At 76.2% G+C, this 19290-nt stretch carries 21 protein-coding genes; 14 read left to right on the top strand and 7 right to left on the bottom strand.

Annotation, left to right across the window (positions count from 1 at the left end):
- Positions 1-13: 13 nt before the first annotated feature.
- The 3 genes from ABTX81_RS13120 to coaE all read left to right on the top strand — a co-directional run bounded on the left by ABTX81_RS13120 (position 14) and on the right by coaE (position 3619).
- Positions 14-2257 carry an MMPL family transporter gene (locus ABTX81_RS13120; protein ID WP_350543880.1) on the top strand — a complete coding sequence of 748 codons (2244 nt, stop codon included), beginning with the start codon at positions 14-16 and terminating at the stop codon, positions 2255-2257.
- 93 nt (positions 2258-2350) lie between these two features.
- On the top strand, positions 2351-2992 hold the full coding sequence (locus tag ABTX81_RS13115) for an MBL fold metallo-hydrolase (RefSeq protein ID WP_350543877.1): 642 nt from the start codon (positions 2351-2353) through the stop codon (positions 2990-2992).
- A 33-nt stretch (positions 2993-3025) separates the two neighbouring features.
- The gene (gene coaE, locus ABTX81_RS13110; RefSeq protein WP_350543875.1) at positions 3026-3619 is read left to right on the top strand and encodes a dephospho-CoA kinase; all 594 of its coding nucleotides are present in this window, start codon (positions 3026-3028) and stop codon (positions 3617-3619) included.
- Here the strand turns inward: coaE and ABTX81_RS13105 are convergent.
- A complete protein-coding gene (locus ABTX81_RS13105) occupies positions 3603-4358 on the bottom strand; it encodes a CTP synthase C-terminal region-related (seleno)protein (protein WP_350543873.1) in 756 nt (251 codons plus the stop codon). The two genes, coaE and ABTX81_RS13105, sit on opposite strands and share 17 nt — an antisense overlap.
- A 77-nt stretch (positions 4359-4435) precedes the next feature.
- Between ABTX81_RS13105 and ABTX81_RS13100 the strand changes: the two genes are divergently transcribed.
- On the top strand, positions 4436-5377 hold the full coding sequence (locus tag ABTX81_RS13100) for a LysR family transcriptional regulator (protein WP_350543871.1): 942 nt from the start codon (positions 4436-4438) through the stop codon (positions 5375-5377).
- Here ABTX81_RS13100 and ABTX81_RS13095 read toward each other — a convergent pair.
- Positions 5329-5736, bottom strand: coding sequence for a hypothetical protein (locus ABTX81_RS13095; protein WP_350543869.1), 408 nt, complete (start codon positions 5734-5736; stop codon positions 5329-5331). The genes ABTX81_RS13100 and ABTX81_RS13095 overlap by 49 nt on opposite strands.
- Before the next feature lie 79 nt (positions 5737-5815).
- A complete protein-coding gene (locus ABTX81_RS13090; RefSeq protein WP_350543867.1) occupies positions 5816-7441 on the bottom strand; it encodes an alpha/beta hydrolase in 1626 nt (541 codons plus the stop codon).
- A 220-nt stretch (positions 7442-7661) separates the two neighbouring features.
- On the opposite strand from ABTX81_RS13090, the gene ABTX81_RS13085 reads away from it, so the two are divergent.
- Positions 7662-8132 (top strand): SsgA family sporulation/cell division regulator, encoded by a 471-nt coding sequence (locus tag ABTX81_RS13085; protein WP_350543865.1) that lies wholly within the window; start codon positions 7662-7664, stop codon positions 8130-8132.
- 154 nt (positions 8133-8286) lie between these two features.
- Positions 8287-9381, top strand: coding sequence for an RCC1 domain-containing protein (locus ABTX81_RS13080; RefSeq protein WP_350543863.1), 1095 nt, complete (start codon positions 8287-8289; stop codon positions 9379-9381).
- 9 nt (positions 9382-9390) lie between these two features.
- On the opposite strand, the gene ABTX81_RS13075 is transcribed toward ABTX81_RS13080, so the two are convergent.
- Together ABTX81_RS13075 and ABTX81_RS13070 are read right to left on the bottom strand one after the other, a co-directional pair.
- The gene (locus ABTX81_RS13075) at positions 9391-10407 is read right to left on the bottom strand and encodes a hypothetical protein (protein WP_350543861.1); all 1017 of its coding nucleotides are present in this window, start codon (positions 10405-10407) and stop codon (positions 9391-9393) included.
- Positions 10408-10498: 91 nt separating this feature from the next.
- Positions 10499-11233: a class I SAM-dependent methyltransferase gene (locus tag ABTX81_RS13070; protein ID WP_350543859.1), complete on the bottom strand. Its 735-nt coding sequence runs from the start codon at positions 11231-11233 to the stop codon at positions 10499-10501.
- A gap of 273 nt (positions 11234-11506) precedes the next feature.
- Between ABTX81_RS13070 and ABTX81_RS13065 the strand changes: the two genes are divergently transcribed.
- On the top strand, positions 11507-12124 hold the full coding sequence (locus ABTX81_RS13065; RefSeq protein ID WP_350543857.1) for a hypothetical protein: 618 nt from the start codon (positions 11507-11509) through the stop codon (positions 12122-12124).
- Here the strand turns inward: ABTX81_RS13065 and ABTX81_RS39640 are convergent.
- Positions 12108-12176: a hypothetical protein gene (locus ABTX81_RS39640; RefSeq protein WP_502892773.1), complete on the bottom strand. Its 69-nt coding sequence runs from the start codon at positions 12174-12176 to the stop codon at positions 12108-12110. The genes ABTX81_RS13065 and ABTX81_RS39640 overlap by 17 nt on opposite strands.
- Positions 12177-12276: 100 nt before the next feature.
- Here ABTX81_RS39640 and ABTX81_RS13060 point away from each other — a divergent pair, with 100 nt between their 5' ends.
- The 6 genes from ABTX81_RS13060 to ABTX81_RS13035 all read left to right on the top strand — a co-directional run bounded on the left by ABTX81_RS13060 (position 12277) and on the right by ABTX81_RS13035 (position 17701).
- Positions 12277-12924 carry an HAD family hydrolase gene (locus ABTX81_RS13060; RefSeq protein WP_350543855.1) on the top strand — a complete coding sequence of 216 codons (648 nt, stop codon included), beginning with the start codon at positions 12277-12279 and terminating at the stop codon, positions 12922-12924.
- Between the two features lie 79 nt (positions 12925-13003).
- Entirely contained in the window at positions 13004-13978 is a 975-nt protein-coding gene (locus ABTX81_RS13055; protein ID WP_350543853.1) for a DUF4129 domain-containing protein, read from the top strand.
- Positions 13975-14535, top strand: a complete 561-nt coding sequence (locus ABTX81_RS13050) for a hypothetical protein (RefSeq protein WP_350543851.1) — start codon at positions 13975-13977, stop codon at positions 14533-14535. Before ABTX81_RS13055 ends, ABTX81_RS13050 begins: the two co-directional genes overlap by 4 nt.
- Positions 14536-14655: 120 nt before the next feature.
- The gene (locus tag ABTX81_RS13045; RefSeq protein WP_350543849.1) at positions 14656-15732 is read left to right on the top strand and encodes an AAA family ATPase; all 1077 of its coding nucleotides are present in this window, start codon (positions 14656-14658) and stop codon (positions 15730-15732) included.
- Positions 15729-17186, top strand: coding sequence for a DUF58 domain-containing protein (locus tag ABTX81_RS13040; RefSeq protein WP_350543847.1), 1458 nt, complete (start codon positions 15729-15731; stop codon positions 17184-17186). Before ABTX81_RS13045 ends, ABTX81_RS13040 begins: the two co-directional genes overlap by 4 nt.
- A complete protein-coding gene (locus ABTX81_RS13035) occupies positions 17183-17701 on the top strand; it encodes a hypothetical protein (protein WP_350543845.1) in 519 nt (172 codons plus the stop codon). Before ABTX81_RS13040 ends, ABTX81_RS13035 begins: the two co-directional genes overlap by 4 nt.
- 317 nt (positions 17702-18018) lie before the next feature.
- Here ABTX81_RS13035 and soxR read toward each other — a convergent pair whose 3' ends face one another.
- On the bottom strand, positions 18019-18522 hold the full coding sequence (gene soxR / locus ABTX81_RS13030; RefSeq protein ID WP_350543843.1) for a redox-sensitive transcriptional activator SoxR: 504 nt from the start codon (positions 18520-18522) through the stop codon (positions 18019-18021).
- 55 nt (positions 18523-18577) lie between these two features.
- Between soxR and ABTX81_RS13025 the strand changes: the two genes are divergently transcribed.
- Positions 18578-19279, top strand: coding sequence for a thiamine pyrophosphate-binding protein (locus ABTX81_RS13025; RefSeq protein WP_350543841.1), 702 nt, complete (start codon positions 18578-18580; stop codon positions 19277-19279).
- Positions 19280-19290: the final 11 nt, after the last annotated feature.

Here is a 19290-nt window from a genome sequence, read left to right as displayed (position 1 = left end):
GCACCCCCCGCACATGAGCCTTCGCTCCGCCGCGTCCTCCGTTGCCTCCCCCCGCCCCTCCGCCGACCAGCAGGTCGGTGGCCGCCTCGCCGCCCTCGGCCGGTTCTGCTACCGGCAGCGGCGCTGGGTGCTCGGTTTCTGGGCGGTCGTGCTGGTGATAGGCGTGCTGATCGGCGGGCGGGTCTTCGAGGGCTCGGTGGCCGGCGCCTCCTCCGCCTCCTCCGAGGCGGACCGCGGCAGTGCCGTCGTCGCCGCCGCCGACCCGGCCAGGGGCACCGTCACCGCCGTGGTGGACGGCCGGCCGGTGGACGACACGGCCGTCCGGGACGCCGTCACCCGCGCCACCGCCGAGATCGCCGCCCTTCCCGGGGTCTCCTCGGCCACCGACGCCTACGGCCCCGGCCCGGACGCCGCGGCGCTCCGCTCGGCCGACGGCACCGCCAGCCTGGTCTCGGTGCGGATGGCCGACAGCAGCACCTCCGCCCAGACCACCGCGGTAACCCAGCGACTTTCCGCCATTCAGGCCGACGTCCGGGCCGAGGGCGGCAAGGTGACCGTCGGCGGCGACCTGGTGCTCGAGGACGAGGTCAAGAAGCAGACCGAGAAGGACACCCGCTTCGGCGAGATGGTCACCCTGCCGCTCACCCTGATCGTCATGGTCCTGGTCTTCGGCGGCCTGGCCGCCGCCAGCCTGCCGGTGATCGGAGCGGTCGCCTCGGTCGGCGGCGCGCTGCTGGCCATGTTCGGCTTCAGCAGGATCATGGACATCGACACCAGCGTGCTGCCGATCGCCACCGTGCTGGGCCTCGGCCTGTCGATCGACTACGCGCTGCTCATGGTGAACCGTTTCCGCGAGGAACGCGGCCACGGCGCCCCGATCGCCGCCGCCGTCGAGCGGACCGCCGCCACGGCCGGGCGCACCGTCGCCTTCTCCGGACTGACCGTGGCCGTCGCGCTCTCCGGCCTGTTCGTCTTCACCAGCCCGGTGCTCGCCGCCGTCTCGGCGGCCGGGGTGAGCGTCGTGGTGATCGCGGTCGCCGCAGCGCTGACCCTGGTCCCGGCGCTGCTCGGCTTCGCCGGGAGCCGGATCAAGACGCCCACCGCGCCCGTCCCCGACGAGGGCTTCTTCAGCCGGACGGTGCGCCGGGTCCGCAAGCGGGCGGTGCCCGTGGCGCTGGTCTGCACCGCGCTGCTGATGGCCGCCGGCGCGCCGTTCCTGCACGCCGACATGCGCAGCTCCGGCGCCGCCGTGCTGCCCGCCTCCTCGGCCGGCCGGCAGGTCGCCGAGACCGTCGACCAGCGCTTCCCGCAGGCCTCCGCCGCCCCGATCACGGTCGTGGTGGAGAGCGGCGCCGCCGTCGCCCAGGCCTACGCGGACGACGTGGTGGCCCAGCTGCCCGGCGTCAGCGGCGTGCGCGCCGTCACCCCGGTGAGCGACACCGTCTCCACCATCGACGTGCTGGTGCACGGCGACCCGCAGGGCGGGCAGGCGAAGCAGGTGGTCAAGGAGTTGCGCGCCGCCCGCGGCGGGCTCACCACCGAGGTGACCGGCGGCGCGGCCTCGGTGGTCGACTTCCAGGACGAACTGCTCACCCGGGGGCCGATCGCCCTCGGCCTGGTCGCCCTCGGCACGCTGATCCTGCTCTTCCTGATGACCGGCTCGGTGGTGATGCCGGTCAAGGCCCTGCTGATGAACCTGCTCTCGCTGGGTGCCTCGCTCGGCGCGCTCACCCTGGTCTTCCAGGACGGCTGGTTCAGCGGACTGCTCGGCTTCAGTCCGACCGGCGGGCTGGAGACCTTCATCCCGGTGCTGGTGTTCGCCTTCGCCTTCGGGTTGTCGATGGACTACGAGGTCTTCCTGCTCGCCCGGATCAAGGAGCTACGGGACAAGGGCCACAGCTGCACCCGGGCGGTGGAGCTGGGCGTCCAGCGCAGCGGGAAGATCATCACCTCGGCGGCGCTGCTGATGGTGATCGTCTTCGCCGGCTTCGCGCTCGGCGACATGCTGATGGTCAAGCAGATGGGCATCGCGCTGGCCGTCGCCGTCGCGGTCGACGCCACGCTGGTGCGCTGCCTGCTGGTGCCCGCCGCGATGAGCCTGTTCGGCGAGTTCAACTGGTGGGCGCCGGCCCCGCTGCGCCGGCTGCACGACCGGTTCGGGCTGAGCGAGCACGTCGAGCTGCCGGAGATCGAGCCGGCGGCGCTGCCGGCCCAGCGGCCCGTCGCCGACAAGGAGCTGGTCGCCGCCGCGCCGTGACCGCCACCGCGCCATGACCGCCACCGCGCCGTGGTGGCCGGCGCGTCGTGACCGCCATCGCGCCGTAACGGTTCGGGAGTACCGTGCTGAGGCATGCGGATCACCAAGTTCGGACATGCCTGTGTACGGCTGGAGCACGAGGGGACGACCGTCGTCGTCGATCCCGGGATGTTCACCGACCCCGCCGCCCTGGTGGGCGCGGACGCCGTGCTGATCACCCACGAGCACGCCGACCACTTCGAGGAGGCCCCGCTGCGGGCCGCGCTGGAGGCGGACCCGGCGCTGCGGGTGTGGACCAACCCGGACGTCGCCCGGAAGCTGGACGGGGTGGCCCGGCGGGTGACCGCGGTCGGCGAGGACGACGCCTTCGAGGTCGGCGGGATCGAGGTCACGGTGCACGGCGAGTGGCACGCGGTGATCCACCCGGAGATCCCCCGGGTGCGCAACGTCGGGTTCCTCTTCGACGGGCGGCTGTTCCACCCGGGGGACGCGCTGACCGTCCCGCCGTACTCGGTGGACACCCTGCTGCTGCCGATCGCCGCGCCGTGGACCAAGGTCGCCGAGCTGGTCGACTACGTCCGCGAGGCCGGGCCGCGGCAGGCGGTGCCGGTGCACGACGCGGTGCTCAGCCCGGCCGGCCTCGCCGTGCACACCCGGCTGGTCGGCCCCGGCGGGCCGGGCACCGGCGCGGAGCTGCGCGCGCTGGGGGAGGGCGAGAGCCTCGACCTGGGGTGACCGTGGAGTGAGGTCCGCCGGTAGCCTGGCGCCATGCTGAAGATCGGACTGACGGGCGGCATCGGCGCGGGCAAGAGCGAGGTGTCGCGGCTGCTCGCCGCCCACGGCGCGGTGATCGTGGACTCCGACGTGATCGCCCGCGAGGTGGTCGCCCCCGGCACGGCGGGCCTCAAGGCCGTGGTGGCCGAGTTCGGCGAGGGCGTGCTCGCGGCGGACGGCTCGCTGGACCGGCCGGCGCTCGGCGCGATCGTCTTCGCCGACCCGGAGCGGCTGCGGGCGCTGAACGCGATCGTCCACCCGCTGGTCCGGGCGCGGTCCGCCGAGCTGGAGGCGGCGGCCGCGCCGGACGCGGTGGTGGTGCACGACGTGCCGCTGCTCGCCGAGAACGGGCTGGGGCCGCTGTACGACCAGGTGATCGTGGTCGACGCGGCGGACGAGGTGCGGGTCGAGCGGCTGGTCCGGCTGCGCGGGATGACCGAGGAGGAGGCCCGCGCCCGGATGGCGGCCCAGGCGAGCCGGGCCGACCGGTTGGCGATCGCCGACCTGGTGATCGACAACAGCGGCCCGCTGGAGGAACTCGCGCCCAGGGTCGCCGAGGTGTGGGAGCGGCTCACCGCCCGTCGTTGAGACCGGCCCCGCCGGCCGCCCCACCGCCGGCCGCCCCGCCGACGGCCGCGGCGGCGAAGGCGCGGATGATCGGGTGGGCCCGGGTGCCGTCGCCGGCCAGCTCCGGCTGGAACAGCGTGGCCAGGAAGAACGGGTGCTCCTCGGTGGGCAGCTCCAGGATCCGCAGCTCCCCGGCCTCGTCCGCACCGCTGAACCGCAGGCCGCCGGCGCGCAGCCGCTCGCGGTAGGCGTCGTTCAGCCCGTACGCGCAGTGGTAGCGCTCCATCGTGCGGGGCGCGCCGAGGATGCGCTCGGCCAGCGAGCCGGGCGTCAGGCGCACGGCGCCCTCGTGCCCCACCAGGGAGCAGCTGAGCGGCACGATCACCAGGTCCGCCTCGTCGGGGTGGCTCTCGCCGTGGGCGGCGCCGCCGATGCCGCAGACGTGGCGGGCGTAGTCCAGCACCGTGTGCTGGAAGCCGGCGCAGGTGCCGAGGAAGGGGATGCGGCGCTCGCGGGCGGTGCGGACGGCGGCCACCGCGCCGTCCTCGCTGCGGTACGGGCTGCCGGGGAGCAGCCAGACGGCGTCGAAGCCGTCGAGCGCGCCGGGGGCGGCGGCGTCCTCGGTGGGGACCCAGTAGGCGTCCAGGACGAGCTGGTCGCGTTCGGCGAGCGCGTCGAGCAGGCCGGGGATCCGGGTGTGCGAGCGGACGGCGGTCGAGCGGTCGCCGACCAGGGCGAGGCGGGGAGCGGGATGCGTCATGCGGTTATCCTGACCGGCGGCGCGGGATCAGCGCCAACGATGATTCCTTACTCCTTGATCAGTGGACGTGATAGCGCGTGGAGCCGCAGCAGTTGCGCACCTTCGTGGCCGTGGTCCGGCTGGGCTCGTTCTCCGAGGCGGCCCGGGAGCTCGGCTACACCCAGTCGGCGGTCTCCCAGCAGATCGCCGCGCTGGAGACGGACCTCGGCACGCCGGTCCTGCACCGGCGCCCGGTCGGCCCGACCGAGGCGGGCGCGCGGCTGTTGGAGCACGCTTCCGCGCTGCTGCTGAGGATCGACGCGGCGCGCGCCGACATCGCGCGCCTGGCCGGTGCCGCGAGCGCCAGGCTCACCATCGGGGCCACTCCGCTGGCGCTCGGTGTGGAGGTGGGGCGCGTGCTCGCCGAGGTGCGCCGGGTGCATCCGGCGGTGGACCTGACGGTCCGGGTGCTCGGCCAGGACGTCCTGCCGGCCGAAGTCGCCACCGGCGCCGTCGACCTCGCGCTCGTCGACGGCCCGGCCGCCCCGTCCGACCCGCTCCCGCTGCCCGACGTGGGCCCGCTCTCCACCGTCGCCGTCGCGGAGCAGCCGCTCGCCGTCGCCCTTCCGGCGGGCCATCCGCTCGCCGGACGCGCCGGACTGGCGCTCGCCGACCTGTCCGCCGCCCGCTGGCTGGATGCCCCGGGCCTCGCCCCGACCGGCGCCCGGCTGCGCGCCGCCACCGCCGTCGACGGCTACCGGCCGGCCGCCCGCTATCTGGGCACCGATGTGCGCGGGCTGCTCGCGCTGGTCGCCGCCGGGCACGGGCTGGCGCTGCTGCCCGCCGCGGTCCTCGCCGAGGCGCCGGGCGTGGCGGCCGTCCCGGTCCGGGAGCCCCGGCTGGTGCACCGCGTCGAACTCGTGCACGGGGCCCTGCCGGAGGGGCCCGCCGCGCTGCTGGGCCGCCTGCTGACCGGGGATCCGGGCGGGACTCAGCCGACGATGCGGGCGCCGGGGCAGCAGGGGCCGTCGACCCGGTAGCAGACGTAGCGCAGACAGCCCAGGCAGACCGAGATGTTCTCCAGCCGCCAACTCTGGCCGTGGCAGGTGCAGTCGGCCCGTTCGCGCAGCAGCAGGTCCCAGCCGTCCGCGCCCCCGTTGGCGGCGAAGGCCGCGGCCACGTACGCGGTGGTGGCCAGGTTGTCGTCGGCGGTGCCGCGCCGGGTGGCGTCCAGGTGCCAGCAGTAGAGGGCGAGCAACGCCCGCCCGTCGACCAGGCGGTAGCCGGCCCGGCCGTCGTCCTCCCAGGCCCGGACCAGCCGGGCGACGCGTTCGGGGAACGGGCGCTCGGGGTCGAGAAGGCAGCGGTTGCCCTGCAGCCGTGGCGTGTTGGCGGTCATGTGGTCCCCTTTCCGGGGCCCACGGTAGGGCGTCGTGCCGCGAAGTCCCCGACCGGGGTGGAAGGTTGGTGAACGCTTGTTACGTACACGTGGTGCCGTCGGCGGGCACCAGGCCGTCCAGCAGGTACTGGTCGACGGCCTGCTTGAGGCAGGCGTTGCCGGTGTCGTAGCCGCCGTGGCCCTGCCCGCGCAGGGTGACGGTCACCCCGACGCCCGCGCCGAGCGCCCGGGCCATCGCGCGGGCCCCCTCGTACGGGGTGGCCGGGTCGCCGGTGTTGCCGATGACCACGATCGGGGCCGCGCCCGGGGCGCTCACCTCGGGATGGTCGGTGCGGCCCGGCACCGGCCAGCCCGCGCAGGAGGTCAGCCCCCAGGCGGCGAAGTCGCCGAACACCGGAGAGGCCTGACGGAACGCCGGAAGCTGCTCCCGGACCTCGGAGGAGGTGTAGCGCTGCCGGTCGTCGACGCAGGTGATGGCCCGGTTGGCGGCCGACAGATTGCTGTAGCGGCCCTGCGCGTCACGGCCCTGGTAGGCGTCGGCGAGGGCGAGCAGGGTGCTGCCGGTGCCGCCCTGCAGCGCCTCCTGGAGGCCGACGGCGAGGGCGTTCCAGGTCGCCTCGCTGTAGAGCCCGGCGGCGATGCCGGTGACGGCGAGGTCCTGGGTGAGCGCGCGGCCGTCCTCGGCGGGCAACGGGGCCGCGTCCAGACCCTGGAGGAGGCCGGCGATCCGCTGGGTGCCCTGGGCGCCGCCCGCTCCGGTCGGGCAGGCGTCGCCCGCCTGCTCGACGCAGGCCGTCATGAAGTTCTCCAGGGCGTGCTGGAAGCCCTCGGCCTGGCCGAGCGAGCCGCGCACCGGGTCCTCGGTCGGGTCGACGACCGCGTCCATCACCAGGCGGCCGACCGTGCCCGGGTACAAGTGGGCGTAGACGCCGCCGAGTTCGGTGCCGTAGGAGAAGCCGAAGTAGTGCAGCCGGTCGTCCCCGAGGACCTGGCGCAGCAGGTCGAGGTCGCGGGCCGCCGAGACGGTGTCGACATGGGGCAGGACGGCGGCGGAGTTGCTCAGGCAGGCGGCGGCGTACGCGGTGACGGCCTCGTCGAGCGCCCGTACCTCGGCGGTGTCGTCGGGCGAGCCGTCCACGGCGGCCGCGGCGTCCGTGGCGGCGTCGTCCAGGCAGCGCACACCGGCGCTGTCGCCGACCCCGCGCGGGTCGAAACTCACCAGGTCGTAGCGGGTGTTGAGGTCGGCGTAGTCCTGGGCGAGGGCGGGCAGGGTGGCGACGCCGGAGGCACCAGGGCCGCCGAAGTTGTAGATCAGCGAGCCGATCCTCGGCTGGGCGGCGGCGGCGCGCAGCCGGATCAGCGCGAGGTCGATGGTCCGCCCCTCCGGCTCGGCGTAGTCCAGCGGGGCCCGGACCGTGGCGCACTCCCACGGCGCGCCCGGCGCCTCGCCGCCGCCCTGGGCGGCGGACGGGGCCGGGCAGGCCTGCCAGTCGGGCCGCTGGCCGGTGAGCGCGGCGGGCAGCGCCGGGGCGGTGGCGGCCGGGGGCGCGGTCGCGCCGGTGGCCGGTGTGGCGACGGTGGTCACGGGGGTGGACGGTTCGACCTTCGCGGAGTTCGCCATGGGGCCGCTCTGGCACGCGCTGAGGCCGCCGGCCAGCGCCACGGCCAGGCCCAGCGCTCCGGCGCCGCGGACGACAGGGTGCATGGGCGTTCCGTTCCGGGGCGGTCGGGGGTGGTTCCGCCTCGGAAGCCTAGGCCGGGGGGCCTCGCGCCGCCCGCCGGACTGGTCCGTCCGGCGTGGCGCGGGTGATCCGTCCGTCGTGCGGGTTGCCGAAGCCGGGGTGGCTCGTTGTTCCTGCCGTGAGCCCTGACTTTTCCGCCCGTGGCGGTTGTGAAGAAACGATTCTGCGCGCCCCGGGGCGGTCATGACCTACGAGACCCCACGCGTCCCCGCCCAGCGCCCCGCCGACGAGGGCTGCGCGCTCGCGCTCGACCTCCGGGTCGAGGTCTGGCCCGGCCTGACCCTCGCCGTCCCCGCCCGGCTGCGCTACCGCAGCGCCGACCCGTACGCCGTCTTCCTCGACAACCACACCGACCTCGCCACGCCGATCACCTGGGTGTTCGCCCGCGAGCTGCTCGCCGCCGGACTGCGCGGCCGGGCCGGCCTCGGATGCGTCCGCGTCCACCCCGGCGCCGGCGCACACGACGGCGCCGTCCTGATCACCCTCACCGGCGACGGCGGCAGCGTCGTCCTGCGCGCGCCGGCCGACCGGGTGCGGGCCTTCCTGGCCCGCACCGAGCGCCTCGTCCCGACCGGCCGGGAGCGCGCCCGGCTGGACCTCGACGGGCTGCTGCGCCGGCTGCGTGACGGCGGTGCCCCCTCGCCGGGGCCGTGAGTTTCACCTGTCCGTGTGCCCGGAGGGTCCCCGGCGCGCCGTGGGTGAACGAATACTGTGAGTGCCTGTACGGCTACACCAGGGGGGCGCGGCACCCGCGTCGCCATCCGTGGGTGCGGCACCGCGGCCGCCCACGCACACGTCGGGAGAAGAAGTGGCGGACAAGCGGCTCAAGGCCTGGGGCAACAACCGTGCCGGTCAGCTCGGCGACGGCTCCTGGGCCGCTCAGCACACCAGGGCCACCACCGTGCTCGGGCTGAGCGGCGCCGAGGTGGTCGGGATCGCCGCCGGCGGGGCCGGGGCGGCCACCGGGCACGGGCTGGCGCTGCTGGCCGACGGCACCGTGCGGTCGTGGGGCGCCAACGGCTCGGGGCAGCTCGGCGACGGCTCGGCCTCCGGCCACAGCTCGCCCGACTGGGTGGTCAACCTGGGCGACGCCACCGGCGTCGCCGCCGGCGGCACCCACAGCCTGGCGCTGTGCGAGGACGGCACCGTGCTCGCCTGGGGCCAGAACACCCACGGGCAGCTCGGCAACGGCTCCCACGCCGACAGCGGCGTCCCGGTCCGGGTCAGACGCCTCGACGGGGTGATCGCGATCGCCGCCGGCCTCAACCACAGCCTGGCGCTGCGCGAGGACGGTACCGTCTGGGCCTGGGGCCACAACGTCAACGGCCAGCTCGGCGACGGCACTTCGGCCACCCGGAACGTGCCGGTCCAGGTCGCCGGCCTGGACGCGGTCACCCGGATCGCCGCCGGCGCCAACCACAGCCTCGCGGTGGTCGGCGGGCACGCGGTCAAGGCCTGGGGCTTCAACGCCTCCGGCCAGCTCGGCGACAACACCACGATCAACCGCTACAACCCGGTCACCGTGCGGGGCGGCTGGTCCGGCGGGGTCGCGCGGATCGCGGCCGGCTGCCACCACAGCCTGGCCGTCACCGGCGGCGACCACCGGCTCAAGGCCTGGGGGCGGAACACCTCGGGCCAGCTCGGCGACGGCACCACCACCTTCCGGACCACCCCCGTGCCGGTCCCGGGACTGAGCGGGGTGCGGCTGGTGGCCGGCGGCCGCGAGCACACCGTCGTCGTGCTGGCCGACGGCGCGGTCCGCACCTGCGGCGGCAATGCCTCCGGTCAGCTCGGCGACGGCGGCACGACCGACAGCAGCACCCCGGTGACCGCCCTCGCCGACCTGACCAGGGCGGACCGGATCGCCGCCCCGGTCGGCGGCGACTTCAGCCTCGCCAACTAGCGGGCCCGCTCACCGCCCGGGCGGGGTCTCGGGGCGCAACGCGCGGACCGCGAACAGGGTGGTGAGGTGCGGCGAGCCGAAGTGCAGCGGCACGCTCCCGGTGCGGAAGAAGCCGGCGGCCGGCCAGGAGCCGTCCGGGAGCTGCGCGTCGGCGAGGCGCCGGCGCAGCCCGGGCAGGTCGGCGCCGGCGCCCGTGTACTCGCCGGCGAGCACCAGCAGCGCCAGTTCGAGCGCGGTGTCGGCGAACTGGGTGGTGATGTGCTCGATCGCCCGCCGGGCCGGGGCGGCGAGGGCGGGCAGCAGGGTGGACGCCCGGGCGGCGGCGTGCAGGAAGGCCTCGGGGGAGGCGTAGTACCGGGTGCCGGTGCGGGGGCCGGCCAGGTGCTGCTGGACGTACCGGAGCGTCGCCTCGCCCGCCGGGTGCGGCAACCGGCCCGCCGTGCCCGGGAGGTGGAGCGCGAACAGGACGTCGGCGGCGATGACGGCGTCGTAGCGGCGGCCGTGCGAGGCCGTCCGGTCGGTGTCCTCCCAGTAGGCCGGTATCGGGCCGTCGTCCGGGCCGATCTGGGTGTCCAGCAACTCCCTGACCAGGAAGTCCTGGTCGTCCGCCGCGAGCAGCCCGTGCCGGGCGAGCCCGGACAGCGCGAGCGCGGTGCTGCCGGTGTCGGCGGCGAAGGGCACGCCGGGCGGGAAGAGGCGGTACCGGTGCCGGCCCGGCTCGCGGTGGCGGGCGACCTGCTCCGCCAGCGCGGCCACCAGTGCGCGCTCCTCGGGCCGTTGGGCGTCGGGGCGCAGCAGCGCGAGGCCCCACATCGCGGAGAGGCCCTCGCGGTCCGGGTCGAACCCGAGGTCCACCCCGTGGCCGACGAGCAGGCGGCGGCGGGCGTCGGCGCCGGTGAGCGGCGTGCGCAGCTCGGGGTCGGTGCCGGGCCGGGCGGACGGCAGTCCGGCGGGACCCAACGCCCCGTGCAGGAAGGCCAGTCCACGTCCGACGGCGGCGTCCCACGCTGTTTCCTCGGCGGACATCGCGTCCCGTCCCCTCTTGTCGTCCTGCGCTGCCGGCCGGCCGGCCGCCCCCACCCATGTCTACTACCCCGGGCGCGCGCCCGCGCAAGCCTCAGCGGGCGGGCGGCCTGCGGAACAGCGCGGTGAGCAGCACGGGCAGGCCGAACAGTGCCGATCCGGGCTCCTGCGGCACCATCGGGCGGAGCTCCACCTCGGTGAAGTCGGCGAGGATCCAGCGCAGTTCGTCCGGGGTGAAGGCGAGTCCGCCATCCAGCCGCCCGGTGCGGTACAGCTCCGTGTCGGGCAGCTCCGAACCCATCGCGCCGGCCGCGAAGCAGGTCAGGCCGAGGTGGCCGCCGGGTGCCAGGACGCGCTCCAGCAGGGCGAGGTAGCTGATCCGACGGTGCGGCGGGAGGTGGTGCAGGCAGCCGGAGTCGTAGACCAAGTCGTACTGGGGGAGGGGGAGTTCCACGGTGAAGATGTTGCCGTGGTGGAACCGCGGTGCGACGCCGGCCTCCTGGGCGCGCTCGCGTGCCCAGGCGAGGGCGGTGGCGGAGAGGTCGACGGCGTCCACCTCGAACCCGCGCGCGGCGAGGTGGACGGCGTTGCGGCCGGCTCCGCAGCCGAGGTCCAGCACCCGTGCGCCGGGGGAGAGCAGCCCGCGGTCGAGGTGGGCGACGAGGTTCTCGTCCGGGGCGGCGACGAAGAACGGCCGCCCCGAGTCGCGGTCGGCGTAGAAGGCGTCCCACCAGTCGGCGGCCCGGTCGGTCCAGCGGTCCGCCTCGGGGGCGAAGAGGCCGTCGAGCAGGGCGAGGACGTCGTCGGTGGAGCGGATGGAGCGGTTCAAGGGCGGCCTTCCGGGCGGGGATCGGTACGGTCGAGTCTAGGAGTTCGAGGGTGGCCGATCACCCCCGAGTCGCCGACGGGGAAAGGCCTGTGAGGGGGGTACCCGGGGTGGGTGGGGCGGCCGGGTGCGGCTCCCCCGGCGGGTGCGGTCCGCCGTCGGTGGCGCCCTCGCGGGTGGCCGGGAAGGGGCCTTCGGGCGGCGCGGCCGGGGTGCCGGAACGGGCCGGCGAGGTCAAGGTTCGGTCTCGATCGGCCGGTGCGTAGAGTCGGCCGTATGACGGACGAAGTGCTGCGGGTGGTGCTGATCGGGGGGACGTCGAATGCCGGGAAGTCCACGGTCGCCCGGCTGGTGGCGGAGCGGCTGGGCTTCGAGTACCGGTCGACGGACACGCTGGCGCGGCACCCGGGACGCCCGTGGCCGGTGCCGGGCCGGGAGGTGCCGCCGCACGTCGCCGAGCACTACCGCACGCTCACGGTGGACGAGTTGATCACCTCGGTGCTCGACCACTACGCGCGGCTGCGGCCCCGGATCGCGGAGCTGGTGACGGAGCGGGCGGGTTCGTCCGACGGCCCCGGCCTGGTCCTGGAGGGCTCGGCGCTCTGGCCCGCCGGCGTGGCGCCGCTGGTCGGCCCCGGCACCGCCGCGCTGTGGCTCACCGCGGACGAGGCCGTGCTCCGCGCGCGGATCCGGCGCGACGGGCGGTACGCCGGGGCGACGGAGGACGGGCGGTACCTGATGGACACGTTCCTGGCCCGCAGCGTCCGTTACCAGGAGCTGATGCTCGCTGAGCTGGACCGGCTCGGGCTCGCCCGGCTGGACGCCGGGGACGGCCGCTCCGCCGAGCGGCTGGCCCGGGCCGTCCTCGCGGCGGTCGCTACAGGTGCAGGGTGAACGAACCCTCGCCGTGGCGGCGGCCGTTGATCTGGAGCTGCAGCAGGTGCACGCCCGCGTGGTGGCGCCGGGTGCCGGCGGGGTGACGGCCGCCCGCGCGGGACGGCAGACTCGGGGTGCCGCCGTCCCGCCGTGACCCGAAGGAGCGTTCATTGTCGTACCGGGGCCTGATCGTGGACTTCGCGGGCGTGCTGACCACCCCGCTCGGGGAGGCCGTCCGCGGCTGGTGCGCGCGCAACGGCCTCGCGCCGGACGCCTGGCGGCGCGCGCTGGTGGACGACCCGGCCGGCCGGGCGCTGTACGGGGAGCTGGAGCTGGGGCGGATCACCCAGCACGAGTGGAACCGCCGCACCGCCGAGCTGATCGGCGTCGAGCCCGGTGACCTCATGGGCCGGGCGCACGCCGAGGTGCGGGCCGTCCCCGCGATGGTGGAGCTGGTGCGGGAGGCCCGCGCGGCGGGCCTCGCCGTCGCGCTGCTCTCCAACTCCTACGGCGTCGACCCCTACAACCCGTACACCGCCACCGGCGTCTGGGACCTCTTCGACGTCCGGGTGATCAGCGGCGAGGTGGGCCTGGCGAAGCCGGACCCGGACATCTACCGGCTCACCCTGGACCGGCTCGGCCTGCCGGGCGAGGCGTGCGTCTTCGTCGACGACCGCCCGGTGAACCTCACCCCGGCCGAGGAGCTGGGCATCACCGCCGTCCACGCGGACGGCCCCGGCACGGCGCGGGCGGTGGCCCGGCTGCTGGGCCTCTCCCAGCCGGCCAGGGGACCCGTCCGCCTCCCGGGACAGGGATGACAGCCCGACGGTCGGTGTGCGACGCTTCGTCGCACCTCGCGCGGGGCTGAACACGCGCGAGCGGGAACCGGGGGGCCGGATGACTGAGAACGCGCCGTCGGGCAGCGCCCGCCGCGTCCGCGCGGACGCGGCGCCTCCCGCCGGCCGGGCGCTGCCGCTGCTGCTGGTCGTCGGCGGGCTGGTGCTCGCCGCCGCGGCGTTGCGCCCGGCCGGCGGCCTGCTGGGCACGCCGGGCGACCCGCCGGTCGGCGCCGTCGGCTACGTGGGGCTGATCGGCCTCGGCTGGGCGGTGGTCGTCGGACGGTTCGCCGCGCGCTTCCGCGAGGAGGTCCGCCCCCTGGTCGGGCCGACGCCGCGGGCCGAGCGTCTGCGCGAGGCCGCGGTGGTGCTCCTGGGCGGCGCCGCCCTGCTGGTTCCGGTCCTGCTGTTCGTCTTCCACAGCCGCACCCGGAGCGAGCCCGAGACGCCCGAGCCGGCGGTCCCGCCGCCGCTGCCGGAGATCACCCGGGCGCTCCCGCGGGAGGAGAGCGGCGAGCCGACCGGCGGCGCCGGCCTGCTCGCCCTGCTGCTGTACGGGCTGGGCGCGGTCGTCGTGGTCGTCCTGCTGGTCTCGCTGGTCCGGCTGCTGCTGGGCCTGCGGCGCTCGCGCCGGCGGCCGGAGCCGCTGCCCGTCGTCGGCCGGGTCGAGCCGGCGGACGCGCTGGCGGCCGCCGTCGCCACCGGCCGGCGCTCGCTGCACGGCGCCGACGCCCGGGCCGCCGTGATCGCCTGCTACGCCGCGATGGAGGGCTCGCTCGCGGAGTCCGGGCTGGAACGGCAGATCGGCGACAGCCCGGCGGAGTTGCTGGAGCGGGCCGTCGCGGACGACCGCGTCGACCGGGCGCCCGCGTACGCGCTCACCGAGCTGTTCCGGGAGGCCCGGTACTCCTCCCACCCGATGGACGACGGCCATGTGCGCCGGGCCCGCGCCGCCCTGGACACCATCGCCGCCCGCCTGGCCGCTGCCGGGCAGCCCCCGTCCGACCGTGCCGCGGCACCCGGGAGCCACCGATGAACGCCGACCCCGTCCGCGACCCCGCCGAGGCGTCCGAGGCGTCCGAGGCCGGACGGCGGCGGACCGGGCCCGGCTCGGTCCGGCACAGCCTGATCGAACCGGCCGTCACCGCCGTGCTGGCCGAGGTGGTGTTCGGCCTGGTCGGCGGCCCGCCGGCGGTCGCCGCCGGAGCGGTCCTGCTCGCCCTCGCCGCCCTGTTCGCCGGCCGGTACGTCGCCGGCGCCGGGATCCTGGACGTGGGCCTGCGCAGCCGGCCGCGGCTGCTGGACGCGCACGAGCCCGGCCTCTCGGACTGGCGGTGGACCGTGCGCCAGGGCCTGGTCCCGGACGGCGACGCCCAGCCGCTCCGCGGCCGGCTCCAACGGCTGTTCGCCGCCCGCCTCTCGGAGGTCCACCACCTCCCGCTCACCTCCGACCTCCCCGCCGACCGGGAACGGGCGGCGCGGCTGCTCGGCCCCGAGCTCTGGCCCTGGATCGATCCGGCCGGCGACCCCCCGGCCCCGGCCTTCCCGCCGGACGTCCTGGCGGCGCTCGTCGACCGACTGGAGTCCCTGTAGCGGCCCGTCCGGTGCCACCGGCCGCGCCGGCCGAAGCCGTCCGCCCCGCGTCGTTTCCTCAGCAAGCCCGCCGCCGTGCCGTCCGCGGCCGACCGGCCCGACCGTCCCGTCAGGAGAGCCATGACCGCCGTCCCGCAGGCCCCCGCCGACCCGAGCACCGACCCGGACGGGCCCGGCGCGCTGACGCCGCAGCAGGCCGGGGACCGCGCCCGCACGGTGCTGAAGGAGATCGAGCGCGCCGTCGTCGGCAAGCCCGACGCGCTGCGGCTGGTGCTGCTGGGCATCGTCGCCGGCGGGCATGTGCTGATCGAGGACCTGCCGGGGCTCGGCAAGACCCTGCTGGCCCGCTCGTTCGCGACCACCCTCGGGCTGGACTTCCGCCGGATCCAGTTCACGCCCGACCTGCTGCCCTCCGACGTCACCGGCGCGCCGTTCTACGACCAGCACAGCGGCGAGATGGTGTTCCGGCCCGGCCCGCTCTTCACCCAGCTGCTGCTGGCCGACGAGATCAACCGCACCCCGCCGAAGACCCAGGCCGCGCTGCTGGAGGCGATGGCCGAGGGGCAGGTCTCGGTCGACGGCGCCACCCGCCGCCTGCCGCAGCCCTTCGCGGTGATCGCCACCGCCAACCCGATCGAGTACGAGGGCACCTACTCCCTCCCCGAGGCCCAGCTGGACCGGTTCCTGCTGCGCGTGCGGATGGGGTACCTGTCCACCGGCCTGGAGGCCGCGATGCTCCGGGCCCGGCTGGACCGGTCCGCGCCCGAGGCGGTGCTCGACGTCGTCAGCAGCCCCGCCGAACTGCTCGCCGTGCGGGCCGCGGTCGAGCGCGTCGAGGTCGACGACGACCTCGTCGACTACGTCATCGCGCTGGTCGACGCCACCCGCAACGATCCGCAGATCCAGGTCGGCGCCTCGCCGCGCGGCGGCCTCGCGCTGGTGCAGCTGGCCCGGGCCCGCGCGATGCTGGAGGGCCGCGACTACCTGACGCCGGAGGACGTGAAGGAGCTCGCCGTTCCCGCGCTGGCCCACCGCATCACCCTGAAGCCGGAGCTGTGGGTGCGCCAGATCGAGGCGGACGAGGTGGTGGCCCGGGTGGTCGCCGGGGTCCCGGCGCCGCAGACGGTGCCGCGCACCGCCGCGACGTCCGCCGCGACGCCCGCCGGGCCGGGCGCCGGGCCGGGCGACGCACGGTGAGCGCCGAGCCGGTGACCGTCGCCGAGCCGATGGCCGTCGCCGAGCCGATGGCCGTCGCCGAGCCGATGGCCGTCGCCGAGCCGATGGCCGAGCCGGTCGCGGAGCCGACCGTCGAGCCGGTGACCGCTGCCGATCCGGTGACGGCCCGGATCGTCGCCCGCAGCGCCCGGGCGAGCGCGGAGGGCCTGCCCACCACGCCGCCCTCCCCGCACTGGCGCCCCACCGAGCGGACCCTGCGGCTGCTCACCGTCGCCACGGTCGCCACCGCGGCCGCCCTGGTCACCGGCCACGCCTGGCTGCTCGCCCTGGCCGCCGCCCCCGCCGTCCTGCTCGCGCTGGCCGCCCCGGGCGGCAGCCGCCCCGCCGAACTGGCCACCACCCTCGGCGTGGAGCCGCGCCGCTGCTTCGAGGGCGAACGCATCACCGTCCGCATCGCGGTCCGGCACGACGGGCGGACCGGTCCGCTCGATCCCGTCATCGCCCTCGGCCCCGGCGTCGTGCTGGAGGCGCTGACCGTGCGCCCCAGCGGCGTCGACCTCGCCCTGCGCGCCGACAGCTGGGGCCGCTGGAGCCTGGGCACCGTCGACATCGACGTCCACGACGCCGGCTCCCTCGCCCGCCGCACCCTGCGCACCGACCTCGGCACCGCGGACGTCTTCCCGGTGGCCGCGACGGCCCGGCTCACCCCGATCCCGGTCCGGCTGCCCGAGCGGATCGGCGAGCACACGACCCGCCACGACGGCGCCGGCGTGGAGGTGACCGGCGTGCGCCCGCACGTCCACGGCGAACGCCAGCGGCGCATCCACTGGCCCTCCACCACCCGCCGGGGAAGCATCCAGATCAACCAGTTCGCCGCCGAACGGGCCTCCGACGCCGTCGTCCTGCTCGACACCCTCGACGACGTCCACGACCCGGCCACCGGGCTCTCCAGCCTGGACGAGAGCCTGCGCGCGGCCGCCGGACTGACCCGCGCCTACCTGCGCCGCCACGACCGGGTCGGCCTGGTCACGGTCGGCGGCCGGCTGCGCTGGCTCACCGCCGCCACCGGCGACCGCCAGCTCTACCGGATGGTCGAGAGCGTGCTGGAGGTGCGTCAGGACCGCGTCCACCGCGGCCCCGTCCTGCCCCGGCTGCCGCTGCCCGCCCTGCCGGGCCACGCCCTGGTCTACGCGTTCACGCCGCTCGCCGACCAGCGGATCCTGGAGGTGCTCGGCCGCATCGGCGACCACGGCAACCCGCTGGTCGTGGTGGAGATCCCGGTCGGCGAGCCCTCGGTCGAGCCCGACGACGAGGCGGGCGCACTGGCCCTGCGGCTCTGGCGCGCCGAACGCGAGGCGATGCGTGCCGCCCTGCGCGGCCGCGGCGTGCCGGTCGCCCGCTACGTCCCCGGCGAGGCCCTGGACCTCGCCCTCGCGCCGCTGCTGCGCCGCCGGATCGCGGGAGGCTCCCGATGACGAACTGGTGGGAGAGGGTCCTCCTGTGCGTCGTCGCCGACGCCCTGCTGCTGGCTTCCGCCGGGGTCGGCGCCGACGACGGCGCGGCCGCCCTGGTCGGGCCGATCGGAGTGGTGGCGCTGCTCGCCCTGGCCACCTGGGCCGCCCCGCCGCCGCCCGAGCCGGAACGCCGCCCCACCACCGGGCCCGCCCGGCTGGCCACCTGCCGCACCACCGCGCTGGCGACCGGCTGCGTCCTGCTCGCCGCGATCGGCGAGCCCGGCCTCTGGCGGGGCGCCGCCGTGGCCGTGCTGCTGACCGCCTACCTCCTGCTCGTCGACGCCTTCGGCCCCGTCCGCCGTCGCCCGCACCGCACCCACGCCCTCGCCGCCCTGGCGGCCTCGGCCCTCGTCCTCCCGGTGGCGTTCGCCGACACGGGGGCGGGCGAGTGGTCCCGCCCGGTGGCCCTGCTCGGAATCGTGGCGGCCGCCACCGGCGTAGGCCTCGCCCTGCGCCCCCGCCACCAGGGGAACTGACAGGGCGCAGCACCTCGGCGCAGGCGGTAACGGTAAGGGATCCTCCGACGGCTCTGCGCCCCGCCGGATGCTTCCGGCGGGGCGCAGAAGGTGCTCAGGCCCGGGTGGGGATGTCGCCGGTCTGGACGGCGGTGAGGAAGGAGTGCCAGGCGGCGGCGGTGAAGGTGAGGGTGGGGCCGTGGGGTCCTGGAGGTCGCTGTACGCGTCCACCCAGGCTTCCCGAATGGACGGCCGCAGGGCGCGCAGTGCCTCGCGGTGGACGGCGGCGGCCACGGCAGGGGGCAGGCCGTCGGCGAGGAAGAGGTCCATGGGGAGGGTCAGCCCGTGAAGGTGGCGCCGGACGGTTCCGGGCCGGTGGCGGGGTCGCGGGTCAGCAGGTAGCGGGCGCCCGGGCCGGCGGCGCCGGCGCGGTCGGCGGCGTTGTAGAGGGAGCAGCGGGTGAGGGAGAGACAGCCGCAGCCGATGCAGCCGGTGAGCTTGGCCTTCAGCCGCTCCAGCTCCGCGATCTGCTCGTCGATCCGGCTCTGCCAGGACTGCGCGACGCCGTCCCACTCGGCGCCGCTGGGGGCGCGGTGCTCGGGGAGGCGGTCCAGGGCGACCTTGGCCTCGTCCAGGGAGAGGCCGACCCGCTGGGCGGCGCGGACGAAGGCGATCCGGCGCAGGGTGCCGCGGGTGTAGCGGCGCTGGTTGCCGGTGGTGCGGGTGGCGTGGATCAGCCCCAGCTTCTCGTAGTACCGCAGCGCGGAGGCGGCGAGGCCGCTGCGGTCGGCGAGTTGGCCGATGGTGAGGAGGTCGTGCCTGCTGGGACCGTGGACGCTCATGGGGGCCACTGTAGCGCTTGACTTGAAGTCGACTTCAAGTAGCAGCATCGAGGGCATGAAGACGACCACCCCCACCTCCCTCGGCCACGCCGGGCTGCCGGGCCTGATGGCCCTGATGACCGGCGACGAGAAGCACGGTCCGGCCGCCACCTCCACCCTCGACGCGCTCTGGGTGCTCTACGACCGCGTCCTGCGGGTGACCCCGGAGACCGCCGACGCGCAGGACCGGGACCGCTTCCTGCTCTCCAAGGGCCACGGCCCGATGGCGTACTACGCCGTCCTCGCCGCCAAGGGCTTCGTCGACCCGGCGGTGCTGCCGAGCTTCGGCGCCTACGACTCGCCGCTCGGCCACCACCCGGACCGGCTGCTGATCCCCGGGGTGGAGATCAGCTCCGGCTCGCTCGGCCACGGCCTGCCGATCGCCGTCGGCACGGCGCTCGGCCTGCGCGCCCAGGGGCTCACCGACCCGGCGGTCTGGGTGCTGATCGGGGACGCCGAGTTCGACGAGGGCTCCAACCACGAGGCGGTCGCCTTCGCCGGCGCCTCCGGGCTGGACCGGCTGCACGCCCTGGTGATCGACAACTCCTCGGCCACGCACGGCTGGCGGGGCGGCATCGCGGCACGCTTCGCCGCCGAGGGCTGGTCGGTGGAGACGGTGGACGGCCGCGACCACGAGGCGCTGTACGCCGCGTACACCGCCGAGCACCGGGGCCGGCCGCGGGTCGTGGTGGCCCGCGTCGAGCCGAAGAACTCCTGAGCCGAACACCG

This window comes from Kitasatospora sp. NPDC097605 (assembly GCF_040302725.1).
Classification (GTDB): Bacteria; Actinomycetota; Actinomycetes; order Streptomycetales; family Streptomycetaceae; genus Kitasatospora.
This window is presented reverse-complemented; position numbering and strand designations above follow the sequence as displayed.